Annotated in this window: 10 protein-coding genes; 5 read left to right on the top strand and 5 right to left on the bottom strand. The window is 33.1% G+C overall.

The window, feature by feature from the left end:
• Positions 1-19: 19 nt before the first annotated feature.
• Together ABD963_RS12050 and ABD963_RS12045 are read right to left on the bottom strand one after the other, a co-directional pair.
• Positions 20-1,114 carry an ABC transporter permease gene (locus ABD963_RS12050; protein ID WP_345277232.1) on the bottom strand — a complete coding sequence of 365 codons (1,095 nt, stop codon included), beginning with the start codon at positions 1,112-1,114 and terminating at the stop codon, positions 20-22.
• A gap of 8 nt (positions 1,115-1,122) precedes the next feature.
• On the bottom strand, positions 1,123-3,261 hold the full coding sequence (locus ABD963_RS12045; RefSeq protein WP_345277735.1) for a carboxy terminal-processing peptidase: 2,139 nt from the start codon (positions 3,259-3,261) through the stop codon (positions 1,123-1,125).
• A 172-nt stretch (positions 3,262-3,433) separates the two neighbouring features.
• On the opposite strand from ABD963_RS12045, the gene surE reads away from it, so the two are divergent.
• The 5 genes from surE to ABD963_RS12020 are packed head-to-tail and all read left to right on the top strand — an operon-like array spanning position 3,434 to position 8,228.
• Positions 3,434-4,210, top strand: a complete 777-nt coding sequence (gene surE, locus ABD963_RS12040; protein WP_345277231.1) for a 5'/3'-nucleotidase SurE — start codon at positions 3,434-3,436, stop codon at positions 4,208-4,210.
• Positions 4,203-4,487, top strand: a complete 285-nt coding sequence (locus ABD963_RS12035) for a hypothetical protein (protein ID WP_345277230.1) — start codon at positions 4,203-4,205, stop codon at positions 4,485-4,487. Before surE ends, ABD963_RS12035 begins: the two co-directional genes overlap by 8 nt.
• Entirely contained in the window at positions 4,488-5,600 is a 1,113-nt protein-coding gene (gene lpxB / locus ABD963_RS12030; RefSeq protein WP_345277229.1) for a lipid-A-disaccharide synthase, read from the top strand.
• 7 nt (positions 5,601-5,607) lie between these two features.
• Entirely contained in the window at positions 5,608-6,165 is a 558-nt protein-coding gene (locus ABD963_RS12025; RefSeq protein ID WP_345277228.1) for a C40 family peptidase, read from the top strand.
• 23 nt (positions 6,166-6,188) lie between these two features.
• On the top strand, positions 6,189-8,228 hold the full coding sequence (locus tag ABD963_RS12020; RefSeq protein WP_345277227.1) for a ComEC/Rec2 family competence protein: 2,040 nt from the start codon (positions 6,189-6,191) through the stop codon (positions 8,226-8,228).
• Between the two features lie 7 nt (positions 8,229-8,235).
• On the opposite strand, the gene ABD963_RS12015 is transcribed toward ABD963_RS12020, so the two are convergent.
• The 3 genes from ABD963_RS12015 to ABD963_RS12005 form a co-directional block, all read right to left on the bottom strand.
• Complete coding sequence (locus ABD963_RS12015) at positions 8,236-8,706, bottom strand: thioredoxin family protein (RefSeq protein ID WP_345277226.1); 471 nt, start codon at positions 8,704-8,706, stop codon at positions 8,236-8,238.
• 77 nt (positions 8,707-8,783) lie between these two features.
• Entirely contained in the window at positions 8,784-10,526 is a 1,743-nt protein-coding gene (locus tag ABD963_RS12010; RefSeq protein WP_345277225.1) for a peptide MFS transporter, read from the bottom strand.
• A 21-nt stretch (positions 10,527-10,547) separates the two neighbouring features.
• The gene (locus ABD963_RS12005; protein ID WP_345277224.1) at positions 10,548-12,074 is read right to left on the bottom strand and encodes a peptide MFS transporter; all 1,527 of its coding nucleotides are present in this window, start codon (positions 12,072-12,074) and stop codon (positions 10,548-10,550) included.
• Between the last annotated feature and the right edge of the window lie 20 nt (positions 12,075-12,094).

Raw genomic sequence — 12,094 nt, 5'->3', positions numbered from 1 at the left:
TTTTTTAAATATAAAAGAGTTAGTTTTTAACATCTAAAGCATCGCGCAAGGCATTTCCAATAAGCATAAACGCCATAACCAAACTCATGATACAAAGCCCGGGTATTATGGCTAAATAAGGTTTCCCAAGGATAATATAATTGTAGTGGTCTTTTATCATAGCACCCCAACTAGCCATAGGTGGCTGTGCTCCAATACCTAAAAAACTAAGCCCACTTTCAATTAAAATGGCTGCAGCAAAATTAGCTGCAGAAATAACTATAACAGGTGCCATAATATTAGGTAAAATATGTTTTTTAATGATTCTAAAATCATCATAACCTAATGCTCTGGCTGCCGTTACATATTGCATTTCCTTAACACTTATAATTTGCCCTCTCACTACTCTTGCCACTTCAACCCACATGGTTAAACCTACTGCTATAAATACCTGCCAAAAGCCTTTACCCAAAGCCAGTGTAATGGCAATGACTAGAAGTAACGTAGGTATAGACCATGTTACATTTATTATCCACATAATGAAAGCATCTACTTTACCACCAAAATAACCGGCAAGACTTCCCATAAGAATTCCAATAACCAGTGAAATAAAAACTGCAACAAAACCTATAAAAAAAGAGATTCTCGCTCCAACCAAGACCCGACTCAATAAATCACGACCATACTTATCGGTACCAAACAAAAAGGTTTTTTCTTTTATAAAATCTTTAACTGAACTACTTGGGAATATGTTGATCGAAACCGTTTTTTCAGCACCTTCCAATCCATCAGAGGCATATTCTTTATAAATTAAAACATCATCTTTAACTTCATATTTAGAGATGGGCACTTCGGTATCTGTATTTTTTTTTCCGAAGAAAAGTTTATCAAAAAAACCCTGATCTATATTCAGTTTTGATGGTAAGGTAAGCATCGTCACTTTAAATCCAGGCTTTTTAGAGTGAATGGAGACATGCATTTGGTTTGCATATTGAGAGTTATCTGGTGCAAACACATAAGCGAAAATAGAAACAAGACCTACTAAAATTATGTAATAAAAACTAAAAACGCCCCAGAAGTTCTTTTTAAACTTTTGGAGCGCCAATTGTTTTAATGAGTTTGATTTATGACTCATTTATGTATTTAATTTTTAACTGTTGAAGCTACTTTTTTTACAGGATAGGAAATTTTCAAATCCTCCAAAACATTTAGTGCTTCTTCAATATAAATGTCTTTACTGAGGCTTTCGTGCCATCGTTCACGCTTTTCTTTTAAATCAGTTGTGTCTTTTTCAAAAAGTGCCTTTTCGAAAGTTGTAGATTCAAAGGTTAGGTTTGTTTTATAATCTGAAATAGCATCAAATCGCTTTGATTCTTCTTCATTCAATTTCATTTGAGCCAGATATTTTTCGTAATTCAAAGAAAAAACAGTTTCATCAATTTTACTTTTTACCCATTTAGCATTTTCTTCGATAAGTTTTAACTCTTTGTTATTGTTCATGCGCTCTTTACTTTTTTGAATGGTAGCATCATAATCAAAGTAATTTTCCCAAGGTGTGTAAACTGCTGCATCTATCTCATCCCAAGGTAATGGATTGTCTTTATCCTTTTCTCCTACATCAATAAAACTAAAACGTCCTGGAACATTCACATCACTTTTAACACCTTCCAATTGAACAGAGCCGCCATTAATTCTATAATACTTTTGAGTCGTTAAGGCTAAAGCTCCTAGATCGCCGGCAGTACTATTTCTGAGCATATTATTTAGATTAATAACGTTTTGAACAGTTCCCTTACCATAGGTTTGTTTACTACCAATGATAATGGCTCGCTTATAATCTTGCATGGCTGCTGCCAAAATTTCTGAAGCCGAAGCTGATATTTCATTAACCAAAATAACCAAAGGACCGTCCCAAGCTATGGATTTATCCCTATCCTTTAAAACTTCCTTAGCTTCACCAGTCGAACGTACCTGTACAATGGGGCCATCTTTTATAAATAAACCAGCCATATCTACCACGGTTGGCAAAGAACCCCCTCCGTTATTCCTTAAATCCAATACCAATCCTTCCATGCCTTCAGCCTTTAAATACTCAATTTCCTTTTTAACATCCTTGGCGGCATTTATGTTCTTATAATCTTGAAAGTCCACATAAAAAGCGGGTAAGTTAATGACCCCAAACTTTTTACCATCTTTTTCAACCACAGAAGATTTTGCATAGGTATCAAAAACCTCAACTATATCTCTGGTAATACTTATATCTTTTATAGTTCCATCAACCTTTTTAATAGTTAAGGTAACTTTGGTACCTTTAGGACCTTTGATGTATTTTATGGCATCGTTAATACGCATGCCTACAATATCTACAGGGTATTCTTCATCTTCTTGTTTCACCTTAAGAATGATGTCCTCAACCTCCAATTCATTTGCTCGCCAAGCTGGACCTCCAGAAATAAGTTCTACCACTTTAATGTAATCCATTCGCTTTTGTAATCTAGCACCTATACCTTCCAATTTGCCAGACATACGCTCATCAAAATCTTCTTTATTTTTGGGTGCTAAGTAATAGGTGTGCGGGTCGAATTCTTCTACAATAGTATTAACATAAATAGCGAACCAATCTTCTCTATTTAAATCATCTACATTATCGTTGAAATAAATATCCAATGATTTTAAGGTAGCACTACGTGCCTCTTTTTCTATTTGTTCATCGGACTTCATGACATATGAAGGATCTTTTTCTTTAGCTAACTTCTCTTCTTTTTTTAAATCATCATAATTTGACAGTGTAGAAAACTTAAGCTGTTGTCTCCAACGCTCCACCATTTGTTTTTTGTTTTTTACAAACTCAGTATTTTCATAATTAGTATCAAAATATTCGTCTTTCGAATAATCAAAAGGTTTAGAGAGCACCTCTTTGTATATTTGTTTCGCTTCCTCTACTCGTTTTAACATGCGCTCGTTTACTACATTAAAAAAAGTGATATCTGTAGCTTTAAGTTGGTCATCGATAGTTAACTTAAATTTTTCAAAATCCTTATAATCAGATTCATAAAAATACCTCTTAACAGGGTCCAAATTACCGATATAATCATCAAAAAGTTCTTCAGAAAAAGCATCATCCATAGCAATAGGATCAAAATGACCCTGCTCTAAGACAAAAGTTATAATTTGAATGAGTAATTTATCTTTATCGGGATTACTGAATTTTTTAGTCGTAAAACTACATGACGCAAATGCCAAAACGAGCAATAGCGACAGAATTTTATAATTCCTTCTCATAATATTTTTCATCTATTAATATTTATTTGCTTGAGAAAAGCCTAATATTTTCTACTAAAATAAAGAAAAAACCATGCCAATAAAGCTAATCGTTACTAATTTTTTGTTAAACCATAGAATTTAGCAAATTACTAATGAAATTATGTATTTTAGCGATGCTTTAAAGACAACTATGGCAAATAAACCACTTATTTTAGTCACCAATGATGATGGCATTAATGCACCTGGCATAAGAACTTTAATAAACATCATGAACACTCTTGGAGAGGTTGTTGTAGTGGCGCCTGATAGCCCTCAAAGTGGCATGGGGCATGCCATTACTTTAAACTCCACTCTTTATGCTGAACAAGTTTTTATAGATAATGGGCCCCAAAAAGAATACAGTTGCTCTGGAACACCCGCTGATTGTGTAAAAATCGCGATCAGGGAAATTTTACAAAGAAAACCTGACCTTTGTGTTTCTGGAATCAATCACGGCTCTAATTCATCTATAAATGTCATTTATTCGGGTACTATGAGTGCTGCAGTTGAAGCAGGTATTGAAGGCATTCCTGCTATCGGTTTTTCTTTATTGGATTACACTTGGAATGCTAATTTTGAGCCCTCAAAACCCTACATCAAAACCATCGTACAAAAAGTTTTGAAACAAGGTTTGCCGAATGGAATTGTTTTGAATGTAAATGTTCCAAATACTTCCAAAAAAAATATTAAAGGCATTAAAATTTCTAGACAAGCCAAAGCCAATTGGGTAGAAGAATTTGATAAACGTAAAAACCCTCAAGGAAAAGATTATTATTGGCTTTCTGGAAAATTTGTTAATTTAGATAGCGGTGAAGATACTGATGAATGGGCCCTAGAAAACAATTACATTTCTGTGGTTCCCGTACAATTTGATTTAACCGCGCACCACTTTATAAAAGAATTAAAAAATTGGAATTTAAATGAATAAAAAAGACATATTCATAGGCATGTTTGTTGGCTTAATTGCGAATGCGATAGGCTTAATTTTGGCAGCAACCTTATTAGGAAACGGAGACGATTTTACCTACGTAATTAAAGCTGCAGCTAATGAAGGTTTTTTAGGAAAACTAATTAGTTTGGGTGCTATTTTAAATTTAATTGCATTTTTTATTTTTATCAAAAAAAAACAAGACTACCGTGCTAGAGGTGTGTTGTTAATTACTGTTTTTATAGCTGTTTTTACTTTTGTGTTTAAACTCTTCTAAATGAAGTATTATATTATTGCTGGCGAAGCATCGGGCGATTTACATGGGTCTAATCTTATGAAAGCATTACAAAAAATTGATGCTTATGCAGACATAAGATTTTGGGGTGGCGATTTGATGCAGGATGTTGGTGGTTTTTTGGTAAAACATTACAAGGAACGTGCTTTTATGGGGTTTATTGAGGTAATCATGAACCTTAATAAAATATTTAAAGATATATCTTTCTGTAAAGAAGATATCAAAGCGTTTAAACCCGATGTTATCATTTTTATAGATAATTCTGGATTTAATTTACGAATAGCTAAATGGGCTAAACAAGAAGGTTTTAAAACACATTATTACATTTCACCACAGGTTTGGGCTTCAAGGGCAAGTAGGGTAAAGGTCATAAAACGGGACATTGATGCCATGTATGTGATTTTACCTTTTGTTAAGAATTTCTACAAGAAGTATGATTATGATGTCACTTTTGTAGGCCATCCTTTAATTGACGCTATTGCAAACCGCGACCAAGTTGGTGAATTTAAATTTAGGAAACTATTTGATTTGGGAGATCAACCTATAATTGCATTACTACCAGGAAGTAGAAAACAGGAAATTAAAAAAATGCTTTCAGTAATGCTTAGTTTGGTTGAAAATTATCCAGATTATCAATTTGTGATAGCCGGAGCACCAAGTCAAGACTTCAGTTTTTATAAGCCTTTTATAAAGTCGAATAACGTAAAATTTATTTCAAATAAAACCTATGATTTGTTGAGTGTTTCAACGGCTGCATTGGTAACTTCGGGGACGGCAACTCTTGAAACGGCCTTATTTAAGGTACCGCAAGTGGTTTGTTATAAAGCCAGTGCGATTTCATATCAAATTGCCAAACGAATCATCACTTTAAAGTTTATTTCGTTGGTTAATTTGGTAATGGATAGAGAGGTAGTTACGGAGTTGATTCAAAATGATTTCAATAAAAAACGACTCAAAAAAGAACTTGATAACATTTTAAATCCTGAAAAACGTAAAAAAATATTTCTAGATTACTACGAATTGGAAAAAACATTAGGTGGTAAAGGCGCCAGTGAAAAAACAGCCCATTTAATCTATAAATCTATTAAATGTTAATTTTCTGATGAAGAAAATCGTTTTCATAATCATTATCATTTTAAGTTTTAGCGGTTGTAAATCTTCAAAACGGGCAAAAAACAAAAAAAAGGCTTCAACAGAGATTATCAACAGAAAAATTATTAGTGAAAATGCCAATACTGTTGAAAACTCAATCAATGACAAAATAGAACCATCCAAATCAAAAGCTGAAAATATTATTGAATATGCAAAACAATTTGAGGGCGTTCGTTATAAATGGGGAGGCACTACAAAATCTGGGATGGATTGCTCTGGATTGGTTTACGAGTCGTTTAGAGCTTATGATGTTATATTACCAAGAATTTCTAGGGATATGGCTAAACGTGGCGATAAAATTTCATTAAAAGATGTAAGCACAGGTGATCTGCTCTTTTTTAATACGGGTAACCGAAGAAACTCCATAAATCACGTGGGCTTGATTATTAATATACGGGATAATAACATCGAATTTATCCACGCCACTACCAATAACGGGGTTATAACATCTTGGTTGAATGAAGATTACTGGTTAAAAGCCTTTACGGAAGCCCGTCGGATTCTATAGGATATTTTATATCTTACATGAGTATGCGTCTATACAATTTTACAATTATCAAATTAACCGTTTGCCTCATTCTAGGCATTGTTATCGATTTTTTTTATGGTATACCCCTAAACCTTACTTTATACATTACCATATTACTTTTTGTAGCGACATCTATTGTTTACCTAATAGCCCAAAAACAGTTTGAAAAGACTGTTTGGTTTGGAGTTTTGGTTTTTATAACCATGACTTCACTTGGAATATTAATCGCTAATTTTCATAATCAAAAAAACCATAAAAATCATTACACAAATCAAATTTCAGCTGGAATAGACTCATTAAAAACCATCACTTTTAGAATTAGGGAAGTTTTAAAACCCAGTATTTATCATGATAAATACGCTATTGAAATCTTGGAAATTGATGATAATGAGGTAAGTGGAAAGTCGCTTTTGAACGTTGAAAAAGATTCTTTAGCTCCTACTTTAAAAGTCGATGCTATTTATGTCACCAAATCAGATTTTAAAGACTTAATCCACCCGTTAAATCCAAATCAATTTGATTATAAAAAATATTTAGAGAAAAAATATATCTATCACCAATTGTTTATACCAAACTCATCATTATTAAAAGTGAGTTCTAAATCTCACACTCTTTTTGGAATAGCTGACAACATACGAGTATTCATAAATAAAAAACTTAAAACACATGATTTTAAGCCAGACGAACTTGCCATAATTAATGCCCTGTTATTAGGCCAACGCCAAGATATTAGCGAGGAAGTTTTCACGAGTTACACCAATGCTGGCGCCATACATATTTTAGCTGTTTCTGGGTTACATGTGGGCATTATTTTAATCATTTTAAGCTTTGTTTTTAAACCTATGGAACGGTTTAAACATGGAAAACTTATCAAAACCATCATGTTGGTTAGCATCTTATGGAGTTTTGCATTAATAGCAGGTTTATCGGCTTCGGTAACTCGTGCGGTAACCATGTTTAGTATTGTAGCCATTGCAATAAACCTTAAAAGACCGACCAATATTTATAATACCTTGGCAATTTCAATGTTTATCATTTTACTTTTTAAGCCACTTTTTTTGTTTGATGTTGGTTTTCAATTAAGCTATTTGGCAGTTTTTGCCATTGTTGCTATTGACCCTCACTTATATAAACTCTGGAAACCAAAATATTGGCTTATCGATAAATTATGGCATACGTTCACAATAACGGTTTCTGCACAATTTGGAATCATTCCCTTGAGTTTATATTATTTCCACCAATTTCCTGGCTTATTTTTTATTTCCAATTTAGTTATAATCCCATTTTTAGGAATCATATTAGGTTTTGGTATTTTGGTTATTCTTTTAGCTGTCTTAAATATTCTTCCAAATTTTACGGCAAACATCTTTGGTAATATAATTAGTTTGATGAACGATTTTGTAGGATGGGTTTCCCAACAAGAATCTTTTTTGTTTAAGGATATTCCGTTTAGTCTTTTGTATGTTTTAGTCTCTTATTTTTTGATTGTTTCATCAGTAAGACTTTTCATTAAAAAGAATGTTCCCAGTTTAAAACTCTTTTTAGTAGCCGTTGTATTTATTCAATTAGCATTTATTTATAATGAATATAATAAACCATCCAATGAATTTATTGTATTTCATAAAAGTAGAAATACGCTTTTGGGCCATGTTCAAAATAACAAAATAAAAGTGACTCATGATTTTGACAGTATAACTATAAATGAAAATCACATCATCAAGGATTTTGCTGTGGGAAGCCATGTAAGCACTATTGAAGAAAGTAAATTTCAACCCATTTATAAGCTCAACAACAAAAAGCTATTGATTGTAGATAGTCTAGGTGTTTATAATGTAAAGTCCTTTAAACCGGATTACGTCCTACTGAGACAATCACCAAAAATTAATTTAAATAGATTGATAGATTCTATTCAACCGATGGAAATTATTGCTGATGGTAGTAATTATAAAACTTATGTAGAACAATGGGAAATGATTTGCGAAAAAAGAAAACTCCCTTTTCACCAAACCAGTAAAAAGGGAGCTTATATTATTGAGTATTAACTATAAACTAATTATTCTTAACTATGTTATTAGCAACTTCCAGCCATTTTTCAGCGCCACCACGCACGTAACCTGTGCTACCAAGTGTGTTTAAATTCTTCTTTCCTTCGGCTGTTTTTTCAGGATTTGCAAAGAATACAGTTGGGTAACCTCTTACATTAAACATTTTTTGCATTTGGTAATTTTGGATTTGGATCTCCTTATCTTGTGGGGTTTTCCTTGGGAAATCCAACTCAACCAAAACCACTTTATCCTTGGCCCATTTTTCAAAATCGGGCGTTTTTAAAACTTCATTCTGTAATCTAATGCACCAACCACACCAATCTGAACCCGTAAAAAATAACATCAGGGTTTTATTTTCCTTTTCAGCTAATTCAAAGGCTTTATTCATATCGGTATGCCAAGTTAATTTCTCTTGAGCCATACTTTTAAGTGATATGAAAACAGCTAACAATAATGTAAAATATATCTTTTTCATGATAAACTTGGTTGCAAAAGTTGTTCCGAACTTACAAAAAATGCTTCAAAATATAAGTTTTTAAAACATATTTTCGATTAATGAACGCCATGCATGAGCTTTTTTATGATTGGCTTCATTCCAATTGCAAATACGGCAACAACTAATGATATAATAGTTAAAATCCAAAAGAAATAGCTAATTCCGTTCTCATTCGCTATTTTATCAATATTTTCTCCAAAAACACCTGCACCTTTCATACCAATAGCAACTGCTAAATACCATACACCAAACATAAAAGCAATCATTCTCGCCGGAACTAATTTACTTACATAGGACAAGCCAACTGGTGAGATGCATAATTCTCCCATAGTATGAAATAAATATACTAAAATAAGCCAAATGATACTTACTGATGCCGTTTTCGCACCAGGTTCTATGCCCATTGCTCCAAAGGCAACACATGCCATCCCTAATGCTAAAAGGAGCATGCCTATGCTATACTTTGCGTTAGCTGAAGGGTTATATTTGCTCTCCCACCATTTTGAAAATAGCGGAGCCAATGTTATAATAAATAATGAATTTAAAACACTAAACCATGATGCTGGAATTTCTAATTCTTCGTCTTTTAGCTGATCTAGTAACATCCAGATGGCAATCCCCCAAACTATTATAAAACTTAAACTTAAAACAATATTCGCCCATTTATATTTTGCGAAGGTTTGTTTAAAAAGCAAAAATAAAACCCAAGTAATAATTCCTAGAGGTACTATGGTAATCGCTGCATTAACTACTCTAAAAATAATTGCTGATGAGCCATCTAAAGTCCTGTCTGTATAATCTCTAGCAAAAATGGTTAAGGTGCCAGGAGATTGTTCAAAAATAGCCCAAAAGAATACAGATAAAAGAGCAAAAAAACTAACAGCTATTAATCGTTCTCTTGTAATATTAGAATATTGAGTAAACCTATAAAACAGTAATATGAGAAATAATCCTAAGGCTGTTAAAATCGCTATATTGTTTCCATTTTCCCCCAAAAAAGAGAATATATTTATTTGCCCTTCTGAAATTGTTGTTACTGGAGCATTAATAATCCATATTAACCCCAACGCAACCATCAATATAATAAGACCTAATTGCCAAGAAGTAAATGGCACTCTTTTATCATTATCAAGAGATTCAACAGAATTAACATCTTCTTTTTTAGGTTTCAAACCAATATTACCAAAAATGTTTTGTGCTAACCAAAATTGAACTAACCCAAAAAACATAAAAATACCGGCCAAACCGAACCCTAAACTCCAACCTACTTTTTCACCTAAATAACCACAAAGTAATATACCCAAAAATGCTCCGGCATTAACTCCCATATAAAAAATAGTATAGGCTCCATCTTTTTTCTCCGGTCTATCTTTGTACATCTCAGAAATAATGGATGTCATATTAGGTTTAAAAAAACCATTACCAATAACCAAAAGTCCTAATCCCAGATAAATGGACCATTGTGTTTCAACAGCCATAGATGCATGCCCAAGGGTCATTAAAAGTGCTCCTACTACAACCGCCCATCTAAAACCTATCACTTTATCAGCAAAATAACCACCCATCATAGTTGATAGATAAACCAGTCCAACATAAGACCCAAATAGCGCCATGGCATGCTCGCGCGGCCAACCCCAGCCTTCATCTAAAAGGGAAGCTGTTAAAAATAGTACCAATAAAGCGCGCATCCCATAATAAGAGAACCGTTCCCACATTTCAGTAAAAAATAACACAAATAACCCTGAAGGGTGACCTAAAACGGTACTTTTAAAAAATTGATCGGTTGAATTTTGACTCATTATTTTATTTTTAAGTTAATTTTATTTTATCCCGTGCATTAATTTTTTAATAAGTGGTGAAGCCAATAAAAGTATAATTCCACAAATTAATCCTACCCAAAACAATTTATCAAACAATACGGTATATTGACTGATTGCTTGGGTTGTATCTGTAATTTCCCCATTCGAAGTTTCTATGTTTGCAATATTAGCTAAAACTCCTGCAATGTATTCTGAGAAAGCAGTTGCCAAAAACCAAAATCCCATCATGAAGCCTACAATTTTGGTTGGAGCTAATTTTGTAACAGCTGAGAGCCCCACTGGCGACAAACATAACTCTCCAATGGTGTGCAATAAATAACAAAGCAATAACCAAATACCGGCCACTTTCATCCCGTCTGCTGTTGAATTTGCTCCAAAAACCAATACACCAAAACCTAAACCTACAAAAATAAGTGCTAATGCAAATTTTACGACCGTATTTGGGTTATACTTACCTAACTTCACCCACAACCAAGCAAATATAGGGCCAATGGTAAAAATGAAAAATGCATTAAAGCTTAAAAATTGTGTTGGTTTTAATTGAATACCTAAAATATTGCAGTCTGTTACCGATGCAAAAAGGTTTAATGAGGTATAAGCTTGTTCGAACAGAGCCCAAAAAATAATTGAAAAAAGAGATAAAATTGTGAGCGCAATAAGCCTTCCTCTACTTACTGTATCTAGTTTAATAACGTTTAGAATAATGAATATCAGCGAGGCTACTAGTGATAAAGTCAATATTTTTTCAACCCATTCGTGCCTTTGAACTATAAATTGGATAACAAATAAGCTTAATAATGACATTATATATATGATCCATTCCTTTTTTAAACCAAAATGCTTTTCATTAAGCAATTCTAAACTAGGTGGTTCTCCTTTATCATTTAAAAATTTCCGTCCAAAGATAAATGTTAATAAACCTAAAACCATACCAATACCTGCTGCACCAAATCCATATCCCCAGCCATAGGTTTCACCTAACCATCCGCAAATTAATGTAGCTAAAAACGATCCTAAATTAATGCCCATGTAAAAAATTGTAAATGCAGAATCTTTTCTTATATCATTTTTATCGTATAATTCGCCGACTATTGAAGAAATGTTTGCTTTTAAAAACCCAACACCAACTATAATTAAGGACAATGAAAAATAAAAAATCTGTAGGGCTTGGTTATCTTGCTGTAAAACACCGTCAAGTATCTGGGCTTGATTGCCCTCAAAAACCATCCCCAAATGCCCTAAAACTAAAAGAATTCCTCCAAAAATAACGGCCTTTCTAAATCCCAAATATTTATCAGCCAAGTAACCTCCAATTACAGGTGTTGCATAAACCATGGCCGCATAACTACCTACCAATAAATTTCCATGGTCAACATCAAACAAATGATACTTCACTAAATAATATATTAATAACGCCTTCATTCCGTAAAACGAAAACCGTTCCCACATTTCGGTAAAAAACAGAACATATAGCCCAATTGGATGCCCAAATAATTCTTTTTGCTTTGTTGTTACATTATCTGCCATAAATTATTTTAGTTAGTTAG

The organism is Litoribaculum gwangyangense (genome assembly GCF_039543505.1).
In the GTDB taxonomy this organism is placed as follows: Bacteria; Bacteroidota; Bacteroidia; order Flavobacteriales; family Flavobacteriaceae; genus Litoribaculum; species Litoribaculum gwangyangense.
The sequence above is the reverse complement of the archived record's forward strand: the minus strand, read 5'-3'. Positions and strand labels throughout refer to the sequence as shown.

Coding starts and splice junctions, on each gene's coding strand:
- ABD963_RS12050 (WP_345277232.1), bottom strand. CDS start 1,114: ATGAGTCATAAATCAAACTCATTAAAACAATTGGCGCTCCAAAAGTTT.
- ABD963_RS12045 (WP_345277735.1), bottom strand. CDS start 3,261: ATGAGAAGGAATTATAAAATTCTGTCGCTATTGCTCGTTTTGGCATTT.
- surE (WP_345277231.1), top strand. CDS start 3,434: ATGGCAAATAAACCACTTATTTTAGTCACCAATGATGATGGCATTAAT.
- ABD963_RS12035 (WP_345277230.1), top strand. CDS start 4,203: ATGAATAAAAAAGACATATTCATAGGCATGTTTGTTGGCTTAATTGCG.
- lpxB (WP_345277229.1), top strand. CDS start 4,488: ATGAAGTATTATATTATTGCTGGCGAAGCATCGGGCGATTTACATGGG.
- ABD963_RS12025 (WP_345277228.1), top strand. CDS start 5,608: ATGAAGAAAATCGTTTTCATAATCATTATCATTTTAAGTTTTAGCGGT.
- ABD963_RS12020 (WP_345277227.1), top strand. CDS start 6,189: ATGCGTCTATACAATTTTACAATTATCAAATTAACCGTTTGCCTCATT.
- ABD963_RS12015 (WP_345277226.1), bottom strand. CDS start 8,706: ATGAAAAAGATATATTTTACATTATTGTTAGCTGTTTTCATATCACTT.
- ABD963_RS12010 (WP_345277225.1), bottom strand. CDS start 10,526: ATGAGTCAAAATTCAACCGATCAATTTTTTAAAAGTACCGTTTTAGGT.
- ABD963_RS12005 (WP_345277224.1), bottom strand. CDS start 12,074: ATGGCAGATAATGTAACAACAAAGCAAAAAGAATTATTTGGGCATCCA.